The sequence below is a fragment of the Methyloparacoccus murrellii genome (genome assembly GCF_054657115.1).
The window spans coordinates 12,631-29,303 of the sequence record NZ_BAAHXD010000014.1; the positions used below are offsets into that span (position 1 = coordinate 12,631).

The window sequence follows — 16,673 nt, forward strand, 5'->3', positions numbered from 1 at the left end:
TGAATCGGTGAAGCATTCGGATTCGATGGGAGGACGGTGACGTGCTGGCGGCTCAGCTATTATTGACACGATACCAGATGGGTGGCGAGACGGCGCATGGTCCCCGGCTGGGTCAGGGGCCTGTCAGCCATTCCGCCCGCAGGTCGCGCAATCGGGGTTGCGGGTGACCCTCATTCTCTGCCACTCGAAGCCAAGCCCGTCGAACAGATGGAGCACGTTGAAGGGCGCATAAGCGGGCAAGGTCAGCAGCTTGATTGCCTCCAGCGCCTGCAGGCTGCCGATGATGCCCGGCACAGGCGCCGCCACGCCATTCTGGCTACAGGTTTCGACCCCGCCCTCGTCATGCGGGTACAGGCAGTTGTAGCAGGCGCTGTCGCCAACCCCGGGCCAGAAAACCGCCAGCTGGCCCTCGAAGCGAATGGCCGCCCCGCTGACCAGCGGTTTGCCCTGGCGAAAGCAGGCACGGTTGACGGCGAAGCGGGTGGCCAGGTTATCGGAACAGTCCAGCACTACGTTCGCCTGGTTCATGGCTATTTCAAGGCCGGCCTCGTCCAGACGCTCCCCGATCGGCGTGATGCGAACTTCGGGGTTGAGGCGATGGAGTGTTGCCATCGCCGAGCGGGTCTTGGCGGTGCCGATATCGTCGGTGGCATGCAAGATCTGACGTTGCAGGTTGCTCAGGTCGACCCGGTCGAAATCATTGACGAGCAAATGGCCGACGCCCGCCGCCGCCAGGTACATGGCGGCGGGTGAACCCAGCCCCCCCAGGCCGACGATGAACACGGTGGCATCCAGAAGCTTCCGCTGTCCGGAAAGATCGATCTGCGGCAGCAGGATCTGACGGCTGTAGCGCAGCAGCTGATTATCATCCATGATTGTGGGACAAAAGGGAGTGAACAATATGTTTTGACCCGTGTGGCACCCCGGTGGATGTCACCCTGGCACAGTGGCCGCGGCGCCGGGCGCCAGGCTTGCGGAACCATCGCCGTGCGATCTGTACTATCATTGCCCGCCAAAAACCTCTGAAAAGCCGTACTTTCTCATGATTCGGATGTTGTCGCTGTTGTCGGTCCTGTTGGCAGGCCAGGTTCACGCCGAGGACGAGATCCCTGTGCCCATTCCGGATCAGCCGGATCTGCCGGCGCCCGTGCAGAGCGGCCAGCCCATGGAACCGGATGTGACCATCATCCGCCGGGGAGAGGAAACGATCGAAGAATACCGCATCAACAACCAGCTCTACATGGTCAAGATCACGCCCGTCATCGGCCCTGCCTACGTGCTCGTCGATCGCGATGGCGACGGCAATCTGGAGGTCCGCCAGGGCGATAACCAGAAGGGCATGAACATCAACAGGTGGGTCCTGTTCAGCTGGTAAGCTGGCGCATCCCACGGACCGCTTGGGGTCGGACCGACCCTCACACCGGAGTCACCCTCCACCTTATTTCCCGAAGTCTAGCGACATGGCGCACAGTAGCCGTTTGGAAAACCTGCTCCGGGCAGGACAACAAGGATTTTTGCGAGACGGACTCAAGGGGCTCGAGAAGGAGAGCCTGCGCCTCGACCCGGATGGCCGCATCGCCCAGACACCGCACCCCGCCGCCCTGGGTTCGGCCCTGACCCATGAGTGGATCACCACCGATTACTCGGAAGCCCTGATCGAACTGATCACCCCACCCGCCGCCAGCGCCGAGGAGACCCTGGGATTTCTGGGCGACATTCACGCCTACGTGCATCAGCACCTCGAGGGCGAAATCCTGCTGGCCACGTCGATGCCGATCGGGCTGGATGGCGACGACAGCATTCCGATCGCCCGCTATGGGCGGTCGAACATCGGCCTCATGAAGCAGATCTACCGGCGCGGCCTGGCACACCGCTACGGGCGCACCATGCAATCCATCGCCGGAGTGCACTTCAACTACTCGATCAACGAAGCGCTCTGGCCAGTCCTGCACGATCTGGAGCAGCCGGCGGCCGAGCTGTCCGCTTTCGTGTCCGAAGCCTACTTCGGCATCATCCGCAACATCCACCGCCACGGATGGCTGCTGATCTACCTGTTCGGCAACTCACCGGCCATCTGCAAGTCCTTCTTCAGTGGCCGTGAAAACCTGGCCACGCGCTTCGCCGAGCTTGATCCCGAAACCTACTACCGGCCATTCGCAACCTCCCTGCGCATGAGCGATATCGGCTACCGCAACGACAATCAGACCAGCCTCGACATTTCCTTCAACGCCCTGGACGACTACATCGCCAGCCTGGAGGCCGCCATCAGGCAGCCTTACCCGCCTTACGAACGGATCGGCATCAAGGTGGATGGCGAATACCGGCAACTGAACGCCAACATCCTGCAGATCGAGAACGAGTACTACAGCGCGATACGGCCCAAGCAGATCACCTTTTCCGGCGAGAGGCCAACCCTGGCGCTGCGCAAGCGCGGGGTCCGCTATCTGGAACTGCGCGCCCTGGACCTGCTCGGCACCGAACCGGCCGGCGTCGCCCTCGATGAGCTCCGCTTTCTCGAGACGTTCGTACTGTACTGCCTGCTCGAAGCGAGTCCCCCGCTGTCGACCGAGGAAAAGGCCGAGTGCAGCCGCAACAGCCTGACTGTCGCCTGCTGTGGCCGCGGCCCCGCATTGCCGCTGTCCCGGACCGGCCGCGAGGTTCCGCTGGCCCAGTGGGCAATGGAGATCGTTGAGCACCTGGAGGATATCGCCGCCATCCTGGATGAGGGGCAGGCGGGGACCCCCTACCGCAACAGCGTCCAGCGCTATCGCCCGGCCTGCCAGGAACCGGAACTGACGGCCTCGGCGCGCGTGCTGCGGGAGTTGCGCGACAACCGGGAAACCTTCGCCGAATTTGCCCTGCGCCTCTCGCGGGAGCACGCCAAGCACTGGCTGGCCCATCGCCTGGACAAGGATCGGCTGGGCCGTTTCGCCGCTGAAGCCGAAGCCTCCTGGAATCGGCAAATGCAGATCGAGGCGGCCGACCGTCTCTCCCTGGACGATTTCCTGAGCGCGTACTGGCAGCAGGCCTGAGCGTGCAGTCGCCGACCCGGTTCCCGCCGCCGCCACCAGAATTCGGGCAATAAAAAAGGCAGACTGGAATCCAGTCTGCCCTGGCTTGATCTTGCCGAAGAAAACCGTTCTTACTTCAGGCTTTCCTTTGCAATCTCGTCAAGCTCCTTGGATACGTGAACGCCAACTTCAGCACCCTTGGCGACATCGCCAGCCTGGCAAGCTTCCTTGCCGGTCTGCATGACATCGATGGCTTTCTGGAGCCGCATGCTTGCCGCGTTGCCGGTGATTTCCTTGTAGTGCTGCTTGGCCTGCTTGTAGTGCTTCACGCACTCTTCCTTGTTGCCAGCCGCCGCCGCTGCCTGAGCTTCCTTCACTTCCTTTTGAGTCAGCGCGAAGTGCTCCTTGACGCCTTCGGCGTTTTCGGCTGCGAATACGTTACCGGAAACAGCCAGGGCCAAAAGTGCGCTGCTGACAACGGTGGAAATCTTGCTCATTTTCATGTTTCTAGTGTCTCCTTAGGCAGCCCTGCAGGCAACCCAATCAGTTTTCCAAATAGACCAGTTGGTGACTCGGACTTCTGCCGGCATCAACGGGTGGCCATAGTAAAAGAGTTCTCCGGCCTTGTCATGCTTTATTGCGGCATTTTTCAAAATGCCGGGCCGGCACCTGCCGACGCCTCATGAGCGCCGGCCGACCAGGTGCGCCAGCCACCTGCCGGAGAGTTTCTCCTGCACCGAGTTCTGGCGCAGGCGCGCGTTCAGGTTGGGGAAGTCCACCCGATCCAGTTCCTGATCCTGGTTGTAGCAGGAGTACACGAAGTATTCCTTGCCCGTCTCCGGTTCGACATGCTTGCAGAGACACTGGGCGCAGACCCCCTTCATCATGCACTGCATCGGCGAATTGATCGAACCGATGGCGACATGATGGGACTTGATGTAGGGCTTCAGCACCCCGTAGCGGGCGTGCTTGACCGCCGCCATCATGCGGTCCGAGCCGATCACGATCATGTGATCGACATCGTCAAGGTGAATGGGCGTCGGCCCCAGGTCACCCCTGGCATAGGCCACCATCGCTTCGACGATGTTGCCGACAAAGGTCTTGTCCTGCGGCCGCAGCACCGGGATGGGCTCGGCGCCCTCGGACGCGTCGACGGCCCAGACCACCACATCCGAGGCGGCCTCGATGTCGCGCACCTTGAAGACATCCTCGCGCTTGCGATAGCCGGCGAAATAGACCACCTGGCTGCCTGCCCCGCGCAGGGCCTTGCCGATGGAGAAGAGCACGGCATTGCCCAGACCGCCGCCGATCAACGCCACGGTCTGGCCGGCCGGGATCTCGGTCGGTGCGCCGGTCACGCCCATGACGACCACCGGGTCGCCCGGTTTCCACAGCGACAGCATGCGTGACGAGGAACCCATTTCCAGGGCGATGAGGGAAATCAGCCCCTGCTCCTTGTCCACCCAGGCGCCGGTCAAGGCCAGTCCCTCGGCCACCAGCACCGTCTCCTCGATCACCGGCGCCAGTGCCTCGAAGTTCTGCACGCGGTAGAACTGGCCCGGGGCGAAATGCTTGGCCGCCATCGGCGCACGCACGATGACCTCGATGATGGTCGGCGTGATGCGGTTGATTTCCACGATGCGGGCCAGCAACTGATCGTCCAGGCGCGTCTGGAACTGCCTGAGGGCCTGGTCGCGGACCGTCTGTCCGGCGGGATCGAGAACCGCCAGCTCCGTTTCGTACAGCCGGGTGATATAGGGATAGCCATCCTTGGCGCTGGCCATGGCCTTGACCACATTGCCGGCATAGACGGGATGGTTGTCACCGTAGAAGGTGATGAACTTGCCGTGGCGGCGGTAGGAGGTGAACGGCGCCGGCTTGCCGATCTTGACCTCGGCCGTGTCCTGAACCGGCTCCAGCTCGGGGATTCCGTCCAGCCACTGCGGCTCGTAACGCTGGTAGAACTTCTTGTCCATCTCGAAGCTGTCCGGGTGCTCGGATTCGTAGATGGTGTTGGGCGAGGTGCCGGCGGCGACGAACAGGCTGCGCAGGACCACGTCCTGCTCGCCGGCCTTCTGCCACTGGCCATCGGCCAGCCGCAATTGCTCGAACCGCACCGCCCGCAGGTGGCCGTAGTCATCCTCCAGGGCTTCCAGCGGATTCATGCCCGGCGCCAGACGGATGCCCTCGTCCAGCGCTTCGGTGATTTCCTCGGCGTTCTGCCGGTAGGCCGGCGAATCCTCGATGCCTTTGCGGTAGAACATGGTCACGCCGCCCCAGCTGTCCAGCAGCGGCAGGAAATCGGGCTTCTCGCCGGCCGCCTCGGCACGCCGACGCTCCGCCTGGATGGCCCGTCCGTGCGCCAGGAATTCGTCCAGGATCAGCTGCTCTTCCTCATCGTACATCGCGCGCACGGCCTCCTCGCCCTGCAGGGCGGTGAGCTTTTCATAGCGGTGGAGAATCTTCTCCACCTGGACCGGGTAGTAGGCCAGCACCTCGGTACAGGTATCGATAGCCGTCAGACCGCCGCCGATGACACCGGCGGGCAGGCGCACCTGCATGTTGGCCAGCGAGGATTCCTTGGCCGCACCGGTCAGCTGCAGGCCCATCAGGAAATCGGACGCCTTGCGGATACCGCGGATCAGATTGTTCTTGAGACCGATCAGCGTCGGCTTGCCGGCGCCCGAGGCAATGGCGATGTGGTCGAAGCCCAGATCCCAGGCCTCGTTGATGGTCAGCGTGCCGCCGAAGCGCACGCCGCCATAGATGCGGAAGGTCTGCCGACGCAGCAGGTTGAGGTAGATGACCTTGAGGAAATTCTTGTCCCAGCGCACGGTGATGCCGTACTCGGCCACGCCGCCGAAACCCAGCATGATGCGCCGGTCGAGATCCTCGTAGAGCTCCCGGAAATCGCGGATCGGCTGTGGCGGCCTGTTGGCGTCGCCCACCAGGTGCGCCGGCAGGGGCTCGATCTTGAGGCCATCGATGCCGACCACGCCGAAGCCCTCGTTCAGCAGGTAATGCGCCAGCGTGTAGCCGGCCGGCCCCATGCCGGCGACCAGCACGTTGCGGCCGTTGTAGGGCAGCACCACCGGCCGCTTGACGTTGAGCGGATTCCAGCGCGTCAGCAGGCTGTAGATCTCGAAGCCCCAGGGCATGAAGAGGACATCGGTCAGGACGTTGGTCTCGATCTGCGGGATGTTGACCGGCTGGGTCTTCTGGTAGATGCAACCCTTCATGCAGTCGTTGCAGATGCGATGACCGGTGCCGGGGCACAGCGGATTGTCGATGGTGATCAGCGCCAGCGCGCCCAGGTTGTCGCCCTGGCGCTTGACGAGGTGCATCTCGGAGATCTTCTCTTCCAGGGGACAGCCGGTGATGGTGACACCCAGCGGGTTGACCTTGTAGCTGCCATCCTTCCTGTTGCGCATGCCCTTGGAGCACGAGTCGGTATCGCGGTCATGGCAGTAGATGCAATGATCCACCTCGTACAGCACGCGCCGCTCGGGGAAGCGGGGATCGGTCAGACCGAACCCGTCGCGGCGACGATGATGCCCGGCAGGGCCCCGCCAGACCTTGTAGCCATCGACCGGCAGCAACTCGTGATGCACCAGCTGCGCGAAGTCGGTCTTGGCCGGGGTCTTGAAGCTGACCCAGTGCTTGACCTCGCCTTGCAGCCCCGCATCGCGGGTGGCGGCAAAGGTCCAGCGCCCCACCAGATCATGCAGGGCGGCGGCCAGCGCCGCGTCATCGCCCGCGAGCGCATCCGCGAACAGGGGCGCTGCGGACGTATCCGCCATCAGGCGACCGCGCACGGTGGCCACCCAGGGTGTCGCCCCCGGCGTCTCGACGGCCCGCTTCAGGGCAATGGCGAAGCCAGCGATGGCGGCCTCGCGGTCGGCGGACAGCCGTTCCTCGTCGATGGCCGCCTGGACGAGCGTTGCGAACAGGTGGCTGATGGCCTTGATGTCCCAGTTGGCCGGATCTTCGCCCTTGTAGCGGCTGGCGGACTTGGCCACGATCTCGTTCTTGTAGGCGAACACCGTGTCGAAATCGGCCCGGATGGCTGTGGCCTGGCTCTCCCGCTCGCACTCCACCCCGAACAGCCGGGCGACGAAATCGCCCACCCGGGGAGCCAGCCGGACCAGCAGGTCGGACACCGCTTCCGGCGCCATCCCCTCGCCCCGGCAGTCCCGGTATGCCTGGAACTCCGCGAACAGCTCCGGCTGCCGGCTGGCCAGTTCCGTGTCGAAACATTCGGCCAAATCCTTCAGTCGAGCCGGATGATAGAGATCGGCGTAATCGAAACCGGGAATTCCCAGTTGCAGGGGCGCAGTCAGGGTCATGGATGTATCGTCGGGAAAATGGATGTCGGAAGCAGTTGGGCCAGCGATCAAAATGGCCCAATTCTAGGCCATCAAAGGGTTCAAGTCGATTTACAGTCTCTTTCGTGGGGTTGCCGCGCCCATTACCGTGGGCCCCGGCCAACGGACATGCCGGGCCGGAACCCGCAAGGCGGGGCATAGTCTTGGTATTCTTAGGGAAAACCGCACAGTTGGCTGTGAAAGCCGCTATCGGGCCCCTGCCACCCCCATCCGCCGCCAACCGACATGACGCTGCCCATGCGCGATGCCTCGCCCAGAACCGTCTACCTGAAGGATTACACCCCCCCGGACTTTCTCGTCGACCGCATCGACCTTCTGATCGAGCTCGACGAACAGGCGACACGGATCACGGCCACCCTGGCCATGCGGCGGCGTCCCGGGGCCCGCCGTGCCGCCGTCCTGTCGCTGGACGGCGAGCAGCTGCGACTGGTCTCCCTGAAGCTGGATGGACTGCTGCTGGAACAGTCCCGTTACGCGGTGCACGCCGATGCCCTGATCGTCCGCGAGATTCCCGGGCAACCGTTCGTCCTGGAAACCGTCACGATCATCGATCCGTCCGCCAACACCGCCCTGGAAGGGCTTTACCTCTCCGGCGGCATGTTTTGCACCCAGTGCGAGGCCCAGGGCTTCCGCAGGATCACCTACTTCCCGGACCGGCCGGACGTCATGGCCGTCTACACCACCACCCTGGTCGCGGACAAGGCGCGCTACCCGGTATTGCTGTCCAACGGCAACCTCGACGGCAGCGGCGACCTGCTGAACGGTCGCCACTGGGCACGCTGGATCGACCCCTACCCCAAGCCCAGCTACCTGTTCGCGCTGGTCGCGGGACAGCTGGAGTGCCTGGAGGACCATTACACGACCCGCTCAGGCCGGGCGGTGACGCTGCGCATCTTCGCCGAGGCGCACGACATCGACAAGTGCGGCCACGCCATGGCCTCGCTCAGGAACGCCATGCGCTGGGACGAGGACAACTTTGGCCGGGAGTACGACCTCGATCTGTACATGATCGTTGCCGTGAGCCACTTCAACATGGGGGCGATGGAAAACAAGGGGCTTAACATCTTCAACACCCGCTACGTGCTGGCGCGGCCGGACACGGCAACCGACGCCGACTACGAGCACATCGAGAGCGTCATCGGCCACGAATATTTCCACAACTGGACGGGTAACCGGATCACCTGCCGCGACTGGTTCCAGCTCAGCCTCAAGGAGGGCCTGACGGTCTTCCGCGACCAGGAGTTTTCCGCCGACCGGCATTCCCGGGCCGTCAAGCGCATCGACGACGTCAACATGCTGCGCACCCGCCAGTTCGCCGAGGATGCGGGCCCTCTCGCCCACCCCGTGCGCCCGGAGTCCTACATCGAGATCAACAACTTCTACACCCTGACGGTGTATGAAAAGGGCGCGGAGCTGATCCGCATGCTGCGCACCCTGCTCGGCGCCGACGGCTTCCGGTCCGGCAGCGATCTCTACTTCACGCGGCACGACGGTCAGGCCGTCACCTGCGAGGACTTCGTCCGCTGCATGGAAGACGCCAATGGCGTCGACCTCGCGCAGTTCCGGCGCTGGTACAGCCAGGCGGGCACCCCGGAACTGACCCTGGAAAGCCACCACGACCCCGCCAGCGCCAGCCTCGAACTGATGGTCCGCCAGCGTTGCCCGGCCACACCCGGGCAGCCGGACAAGCTGCCCCTGCACATCCCCCTGGCGCTGGGATTGCTCGATGCCGACGGGTTCGAGCTGCCGCTGCAGCTCGACGGCGAGAGCGGCCCGTCCCCCGCGACGACCCGCGTGCTGGCGATCCGCAAACCCGAACAGCGCTTTCGCTTCGTCAACCTGCCGGCGAAACCGGCCATCTCCGCCCTGCGCGGATTTTCCGCCCCGGTCCGCCTGACGCTGGCGCGGACGCCGGACGAACTGGCCTTCCTGTTCGCGCGCGACAGCGACGCCTGCACCCGCTGGGATGCGGGCCAGCAACTCGCCACTCAGGCCATCCTGGAAACCCTGCAGCGACCGGAAGACGCCCGCTGCGCCGATCTGCTGGTGGCGACCTTCCGTGCCCTCACCCGGGAAACGTCGCAGGATCTTTCCTACCAGGCCCTGCTGTTGACTCTGCCCGGCGAGGACTATGTCAGCGGCTGCCTCGACAGCGTCGATCCGGTGGCGCTGCACCAGGCACGTCAGGACATTCGCCGCCGGCTGGCAAGCGAACTGACCGAGGCCTGGCGGACGCTCTACCACGACCACCATCGCGACGAGTACAACCAGTTCGACGCCCCGGCGATCGGACGCCGGCGGCTGAAGAACACCGCCCTGGACTATCTCGCCAGCCTGGACGATGCCGACGCGCACGAGCTGGCGCTGCGGCAATTCGAGACCTGCCGGACCATGACCGACCGCATCGCCGCCCTGGCCGCCATCGTCAACAGTCACCATCCCCATCAGACCGCAGCCCTGGAGGCGTTCTACCGGCAGTGGCGGGACGAGGATCTGGTGGTCGGCAAATGGTTCACGCTCCAGGCCACCAGCCGTCTGCCCGGTGGGCTGGCGCGGGTTCAGGCACTGATGCGGCACCCTGCCTTCGATATCCGCATGCCCAATCATGTGCGCTCCCTGATCGGTGCCTTCAGCCAGTCGAATCCGGTGAACTTCCATGCCGGGGATGGCGCCGGCTATCGCTTCCTGGCCGATCGCGTCGGCGAGCTGAACGGCATCAACCCGCAGATTGCCGCCCGCATGCTGACCGCGCTGACCACCTGGCGCCGCTACGAGCCGCACCGGCAGGCGCTGATGCGCGCCGCGCTGGAACAGGTGGCGGAGACAGCCGGACTCTCGCCCGATGTCTATGAAGTTGCCACCAAGGCCCTGGCCGCCTGACATGGCCCGCCCTGCCTCGTGCACGCCGGGGGCCGGCATCGGGCTGGTGCTGCTGACGCTGGGGGGATGCGGGCCGGCCGGCGACCCGGACCGGCTGCCGGCCGCCAGCCTGTCGCCCACGCGCGATTACGGCTATGTGCTGGGCGATGAAATCCACCACGCCATCACCCTGGAACTGGCCGAGGGACAGTCGCTGGAACGCCAGGATCTGCCGCCGAACGGTCCCCTCAACGACTGGCTGACGCTGCGCGACAGTCGTGTGCAGCCACTCGACGGCGGTGCGCGGCCGCGCGTCCGGCTCGACCTGGCCTATCAGGTATTCAAGGGGGTGCGGCAACCGGAAACGGTCGCCATCCCGCCCCTGAGCCTGCGCATCGCCGGACCGCCCCCGCATGAGCTCAAGACCCCCGCCTGGTCCTTCACCCTGGCCCCGGTGATCCCGCCCGATCTGCCCGACGAGCAGGTCGAGGTACGCGACCCGCTGCCGCCCGAATCCGCCGACACGAACGCGGCCGCGAAGCCCCTGGCCGGCTGGCTGACCGGCCTGGCGTCGACCGGTGGTCTGATCGGCCTGCGCCAATACCTGCGCCGCCGCAGGGTGCTGCCTTTCGCCCGCGCGTCCCGCGAACTGCGCCGGATACTCGCCTCCGGCCACGACCCCGAGACCCTGCGCGCCGCTGCCCGCACCCTGCACCGGGCACTGGACCAGACCTTCGGCGAAACCCTGTTTAGCAACCAGCTCGACCGCTTCTGCGCCACCTGCCCGGCCTTCGCCTCGCTGCGCGAACGGCTGGCGGAGTTTCTCGGCTGGTCGCAGGCCCTGTTTTTCGATCCCGGCGCACCGGTCCGCCTGGATGCCGAAACCCGCCGATGGCTGCGCGATCTGATGGAGCGCTGCCTGAGCGCCGAGCGCCGACTGACATGAGCCTGGGCGTCCTGCACCCTCTGGCGCTGACCCTGCTGCCGCTGGCCGCCCTGCCCTGGTTCCGCCGCGGCCAGGCGGCTGTCACCTGCTCCTCGCTGGCGCTCATCCCCGAGGACCCCTGGTCGGAGGTCATCGACCGGGGCCTGCGGATAGCCGCCTGCCTGGTGTTCTTCTGCCTGATCGTGGCGATGTCGGGACCCTACCGGCGGGAGCAGGTCGTCGAACGTATCGGTACCGGCGCGCACATCGTGCTGCTGCTGGACCGCAGCAGCAGCATGAACGAGAACTTCACCGGCCGTTACCTGGGGGCGCGGGCCACCGAATCGAAGAGCGCCATGGCCAGGAAGCTGCTGTCCGAGTTCGTCGAACGCCGCCGGCACGACCTGTTCGGCATGGTCGCGTTCGCCGCCGCGCCCATCTATGTCCTGCCTCTGACCGAGGACAAGGCCGCCGTGCAGGCAGCGATCGCGGCAGCCGGCGGCCGGGGCCATGGCGTCACCCATATTGCCCCGGGGCTGGCGATGGCACTGGACTTTTTCGCCCAAACGCCGCGTCGGGGTTCGCGCATCATCCTGCTGGTTTCCGATGGCGCCGCCCGCATCGACGACGAAACCCGGGACCGGCTGCGCCAGACCTTCCGGGAGACGGAGACCACCCTGTACTGGATCTATCTGCGGAACCCGACCAGCGCGCCGCTCACCGAAAGGCCGGCCAACCCCAATGAAACGACGACCCCCGAATACTTCCTCAACGCCTATTTCGAGTCCCTGGACATCCCCTATCGCGCCTTCGAGGCCGAGAACCCGAACGCCATGGAAAAGGCTATCGCCGAAGTCGAGCGGCTGGAGAACCTGCCGCTGCCCTATCAGGAGAGACGCCCGCGCGAGGACCTCGCGGGCGGCTTCTACGGAGCGGCGCTGGTGCTAATGCTCCTCCTGCTGGCCGGACGAGCCCTGGAGATTCCGTCATGGAACGCCTGATGCGCCACCTCCTGTCGCCCTGGCTGCTCGGCGGCCTGGCGCTCCTGTGCCTGGCCGGCGCCCTGCATGCCGGCGCGCGCTGGTACCGGCTGCATGAATACAATCGGCGGCTGGCGGAGCCGGCATCCATCGACATCACGCCCGACACCGATGCCGGCCTGGTCTTGGCCAAGGCCTACCGGCTCCAGTCGGGTGGCGATCCGCTCGAAGCCATCCGCCTCTACGGGACGATATTGCAGCAGGGCGATGCCCGCTTCCGCGCGCAGGTACGCTACAACCTGGGCACGCTCTACCTGCGCGATGCCGCCAGACTGTGGAAAGACCGCGGGCTGCTGGAACACGTGCGCATCAACACCCTGCTGGCGGCGGCCAAGGACAGCCTGCGCGAATCCCTCAGCCTAGACCCCACCCAATGGGATGCCCGCTATAACCTGGAATATGCCTACCGCATCACGCCACCGCCCAAGGAGAAGCCCAAGAACGATTTCCAGGGCTCCAAGGGTAGCGTGTTCGCGACCTTGCCCAGCATTCCCGGCGGCGGCCCCTGAGTCATGGGCAACAGCGCCATGACCAGACCCGGTCGCCGCGTCCCATGAGTCGCCGGCAACGCGCCTGGCCCTGGCTGCGCCGGCACGGGCGTGCCCTCTGGCTGGCACTCGCCGCCCTGCTGGTCGCCCTCGCCCTCCTGCAGCCCCGGATGACCTTGCCACAGGAGGTCTATCGCTATGTGATGGTGTTCGACATCACCCAGAGCATGAACACCCGCGACTACCATCGGGCCGGCTGGCCCGAGGACCGGCTGGGCTACGCCAAGCAGGCGGTACGGGAAAGCATCAAGGCGCTGCCCTGCGGCTCCGAGGTGGGACTGGGCCTCTTCACCACGCAGACCGTGCAGCTGCTGTTCGAGCCGCTGGAAGTCTGCGCCCATCTGCCGATCATCGACGATGTCCTGAACCATATCGACTGGCGCATGGCCTGGTCGGCGGACACCCACGTGGAGACGGGGCTCTACCACGCCATTCGCGAGGTGCGGAAACGCGATGCCGGCCTGCGGCTGGTGTTTCTCACCGATGGCCAGGAGACTCCGCCGCAAACGGTGCAGCCACAGTTCGACGGCAGCCCCGGCGAAGTGCCGGGGCTGCTGGTCGGCGTGGGCGGAACCGCGCCGGTGACGGTACCGCGCTACGATCGGGAAAACCGGCCGCTGGGCATCTGGGAAAACGCCGACATCGAGAAACCGCCGGTCTCGACCACCGTCTACTCGGTCAAGGTCGAGACCCGCAGCCTGCCGGCCGAGGGGCCCTATCTCTCCTGGCTGGACGAGGCGCACCTGAAGGTCCTGTCCGCCGGCACCGGCCTGCGCTATCTGCGCCTCGACGACCCCGCCGCGTTCATGGCCTTCATGACCCGCGCCGAGTTCGCCGAGCGCCGCCCGACCTCGACCGACGTCCGGCCCCATCTGGCCGGCATGGCCCTCTTGCTGCTGGCCCTGAGCTATGGCTACGAACGGCGCCGGGGGAGCCATGGCAAAGGGAAACCTCCCGGCCATGGCCGCGTCAAAGGCTTCCGCCGGTCCGCTGGCTGAGCGGTATACTCGGCAGCCGCAACATGCGGGGGAAGCCCCGCGTCCGCTTCAATAACAACGACTCGAGAGGAGACGACCCATGGCCATGTTCTTGTCCGTACTGCTGACAATCGGCATCGCCTTCTGGTTCTACAGGACGGCCGTGCACCGGCAGGCCAACAGCGTGCAGTGGGCGATCGTCGGCGCCGTGTCGTACCAGCTGCCCGCCTGGGCCTGGATGCTGCTGATCTCCAAGCCCTACCTGACCTCGCTGCAGGGTACCGCCAACAAGACCAGCCTCGCGGCGGGACTGATCGGCCATTCCTGGATCGCCGTCGGCGTGGTTGCCGCCCTGCTGGTATACCGGTTTGCCCTGCTGAAGAGCAACGTGAAGGTCTCGTCCTGAGACGATCCCGCCGCCGGCCTCAATCCGGGCGCGGCGCAACCCCCCAGACATCGCGGGCATAGGCCTGGATGGCGCGGTCGCTGGAGAAGATCCCCGAGCGCGCCACGTTCAGGATGGCCTTGCGGGTCCAGGCTTCCTGGTCCGCATACAGGGCATCCACAGCCTCCTGGCTGGCGACATAGCCGCCATAGTCCGCCAGCAGGGCATAGCGGTCACCGCCCAGCAGCAGGGTATCGACCAGGGGCTGGAAACGGCCCGGATCATCCGGGCTGAAATGACCGCCGGCAATCATGTCCAAGGCCTGTTTCAGCTCGGGATTGCCGTGATAGTGATCCCACGGGTTGTAGCCCTGCCGGCGAAGCGCCGACAGCTGTTCGGCGGTGTGGCCGAACAGGAAGAAGTTCTCCTCCCCCACCGCGTCGCGGATCTCGATGTTGGCGCCGTCCAAGGTGCCCAGCGTCAGGGCGCCGTTGAGCGCCATCTTCATGTTGCTGGTGCCGGAGGCCTCGGTACCGGCCATCGAGATCTGCTCCGACAGCTCCACCGCGGGGATCAGCTCCATGGCCCGCGAAACGTTGTAATCGGCCAGAAACACGAGATTCAGGCGATCCTTCACCGCGGGATCGCGATTGATGACGGCGCCGACATCGTTGATCAGCTTGATGATCAGCTTGGCCATCCGGTACCCGGGCGCGGCCTTGCCGCCGATGATGACGGTGCGCGCCGGCAGCGCCAGATCGGGATGGGTACGCAGGCGGTTGTAGCGGGTCACCACGTGCAGGACGTTCAGCAGCTGGCGCTTGTATTCGTGGATGCGCTTGATCTGCGCATCGAACAGCCATTCTGGATGCATCAGCTGCCCCGTCGTCAGCGCGAAACCGCGGGCCCAACGCGCCTTGTTGGCCATCTTCACGGCCCGGAAGCGTTCGCGGAAGCCGGCGTCCTCGGCCAGGGGCTCCAGATCGGCGAGACGCTCGAGGTCGGCGATCCAGCCCGGACCAATGGCCTCGGTGACCAGCGCCGAAAGGCCCGGATTGGCCTGATGCAACCAGCGCCTCGGCGTGACGCCATTCGTGATGTTGATGAAGTGGTCCGGGAAGATCATCGCGAAATCGCGGAAGATCGTTGTCTGCATCAGATGCGAGTGCAGCTTGGCCACGCCGTTGACCTTGTGGCTACCGACGATCGCCAGATGCGACATGCGCACCCGCTGGCCATGCTCCTCGTCGATCAGCGAGACGCGCCGGATCAGGTCCATGTCGCCCGGATGGCGCAGGCTGACCTCGGCCAGGAAGCGCCGGTTGATCTCGTAGATGATCAGGAGATGCCGCGGCAGCAGGCGGTTCATCAGGCCGACCGACCAGGTTTCCAGCGCCTCGGGCAGCAGGGTATGGTTGGTGTAGGCGAAGGTCCGCACCGTGATGTCCCAGGCCGGCTCCCAAGCGAGCCCGTACTGGTCCACCAGCAGTCGCATCAGCTCGGGGATGGCGATCGCCGGATGGGTGTCGTTGAGCTGGATGGCAACTTCGCTCGGCAGGTCGTCGAACGAGGCGTGATCAGTGGTGAAGTGCGACAGGATGTCCTGCAGGGTGGCGGAAACGAAGAAATACTCCTGCCGCAGCCGCAACTCGCGCCCCATCTGGGTGGTATCGTCGGGATACAGGACCTTTGAAAGGTTTTCCGAGCGGGTCTTCTGCTCCACCGCGCGGATGTAGTTGCCCTCGTTGAAATACTGGAGGTCGAAGTCGCGCGAGGCCTTGGCCGACCACAGGCGCAGATTGTTGACGGTCTTGCCGCCATAGCCTGGAACCGGGGTATCGTAGGCCATGGCCATGACGTCCTCGGTATCGCGCCACTCGTAGCGCGGGCAGTCGTCGGTGCAGGCGACCTGCACGGCCGTGCCCTGGAACTGCACCCGGTACATGACATCCGTGCGCGGGAATTCCCAGGGGTTGCCGAAGCGCAGCCAGTTGTCGGGATGCTCGACCTGCCAGCCCGCCTCGATCTGCTGCGTGAACATGCCGTATTCGTAGCGGATGCCGTAACCGAAGCCAGGCATGTTGAGGGTCGCCAGCGAATCCATGAAGCAGGCGGCCAGGCGGCCCAGCCCACCATTGCCGAGCCCCGCCTCCGCCTCCCATTCGCCGATCTCCTCCAGCCGCAGGCCCACATTCTCCAGCGCCTCGCGAAACGCCCCGGCGCACTGCATGTTGAGCAGCGCGTTGCCCAGCGTGCGGCCGATCAGGAACTCCATCGACAGGTAATAGACCCGCTTGGCATCCTGCAGATAGTAGCGGCGCATCGAGTCCATCCACTGCGAGGTCAGGAGATCCCTGACCACATGCGCCAGCGCCAGAAACCAGTCGCGCTGGCTGGTATCCACCGGATCCTTGCCGAGCAGATACATCAGCCGCTGCACCAGGGCCTGCTCCAGGCCGGTCAGGTTCTCGTCGGGATGGGAGAGTTCGGGGATACGGGTATCCATGGGTATGCCGCAAGATGGGGAATGGGGAAGGATGGCG

Annotated in this window: 12 protein-coding genes; 8 read left to right on the top strand and 4 right to left on the bottom strand. The window is 65.2% G+C overall.

All coding sequences use genetic code 11. From position 1 onward, the window contains the following. Positions 1-123 precede the first annotated feature (123 nt). Positions 124-873 carry a HesA/MoeB/ThiF family protein gene (locus tag ACYQ1H_RS05820; RefSeq protein WP_460027101.1) on the bottom strand — a complete coding sequence of 250 codons (750 nt, stop codon included), beginning with the start codon at positions 871-873 and terminating at the stop codon, positions 124-126. Between the two features lie 169 nt (positions 874-1,042). Here ACYQ1H_RS05820 and ACYQ1H_RS05825 point away from each other — a divergent pair, with 169 nt between their 5' ends. Both ACYQ1H_RS05825 and gshA read left to right on the top strand, forming a co-directional pair. Beyond that, positions 1,043-1,375: a DUF2782 domain-containing protein gene (locus ACYQ1H_RS05825; RefSeq protein ID WP_460027102.1), complete on the top strand. Its 333-nt coding sequence runs from the start codon at positions 1,043-1,045 to the stop codon at positions 1,373-1,375. Between the two features lie 85 nt (positions 1,376-1,460). Further along, positions 1,461-3,032 (top strand): glutamate--cysteine ligase, encoded by a 1,572-nt coding sequence (gshA, locus tag ACYQ1H_RS05830; RefSeq protein WP_460027103.1) that lies wholly within the window; start codon positions 1,461-1,463, stop codon positions 3,030-3,032. A gap of 110 nt (positions 3,033-3,142) precedes the next feature. Here gshA and ACYQ1H_RS05835 read toward each other — a convergent pair whose 3' ends face one another. Both ACYQ1H_RS05835 and ACYQ1H_RS05840 read right to left on the bottom strand, forming a co-directional pair. Further along, on the bottom strand, positions 3,143-3,514 hold the full coding sequence (locus tag ACYQ1H_RS05835; protein WP_460027104.1) for a hypothetical protein: 372 nt from the start codon (positions 3,512-3,514) through the stop codon (positions 3,143-3,145). A 177-nt stretch (positions 3,515-3,691) separates the two neighbouring features. Further along, entirely contained in the window at positions 3,692-7,357 is a 3,666-nt protein-coding gene (locus ACYQ1H_RS05840; protein ID WP_460027105.1) for an FAD-dependent oxidoreductase, read from the bottom strand. A 276-nt stretch (positions 7,358-7,633) separates the two neighbouring features. Between ACYQ1H_RS05840 and pepN the strand changes: the two genes are divergently transcribed. From pepN to ACYQ1H_RS05870, 6 genes are all read left to right on the top strand, one after another. Next, positions 7,634-10,276: an aminopeptidase N gene (gene pepN / locus ACYQ1H_RS05845; protein WP_460027145.1), complete on the top strand. Its 2,643-nt coding sequence runs from the start codon at positions 7,634-7,636 to the stop codon at positions 10,274-10,276. A 1-nt stretch (position 10,277) separates the two neighbouring features. Continuing rightward, a complete protein-coding gene (locus ACYQ1H_RS05850) occupies positions 10,278-11,201 on the top strand; it encodes a hypothetical protein (protein ID WP_460027106.1) in 924 nt (307 codons plus the stop codon). Continuing rightward, positions 11,198-12,181 (top strand): vWA domain-containing protein, encoded by a 984-nt coding sequence (locus ACYQ1H_RS05855; RefSeq protein ID WP_460027107.1) that lies wholly within the window; start codon positions 11,198-11,200, stop codon positions 12,179-12,181. Before ACYQ1H_RS05850 ends, ACYQ1H_RS05855 begins: the two co-directional genes overlap by 4 nt. Beyond that, positions 12,169-12,729 carry an MxaK protein gene (locus ACYQ1H_RS05860; protein WP_460027108.1) on the top strand — a complete coding sequence of 187 codons (561 nt, stop codon included), beginning with the start codon at positions 12,169-12,171 and terminating at the stop codon, positions 12,727-12,729. The genes ACYQ1H_RS05855 and ACYQ1H_RS05860 overlap by 13 nt, the downstream gene beginning before the upstream one ends. 44 nt (positions 12,730-12,773) lie before the next feature. Beyond that, positions 12,774-13,766, top strand: a complete 993-nt coding sequence (locus ACYQ1H_RS05865) for a vWA domain-containing protein (protein ID WP_460027109.1) — start codon at positions 12,774-12,776, stop codon at positions 13,764-13,766. 79 nt (positions 13,767-13,845) lie between these two features. Then, positions 13,846-14,151 carry a hypothetical protein gene (locus ACYQ1H_RS05870; protein WP_460027110.1) on the top strand — a complete coding sequence of 102 codons (306 nt, stop codon included), beginning with the start codon at positions 13,846-13,848 and terminating at the stop codon, positions 14,149-14,151. A gap of 19 nt (positions 14,152-14,170) precedes the next feature. Here the strand turns inward: ACYQ1H_RS05870 and ACYQ1H_RS05875 are convergent, their stop codons facing one another. Then, positions 14,171-16,636: a glycogen/starch/alpha-glucan phosphorylase gene (locus ACYQ1H_RS05875; protein WP_460027111.1), complete on the bottom strand. Its 2,466-nt coding sequence runs from the start codon at positions 16,634-16,636 to the stop codon at positions 14,171-14,173. Between the last annotated feature and the right edge of the window lie 37 nt (positions 16,637-16,673).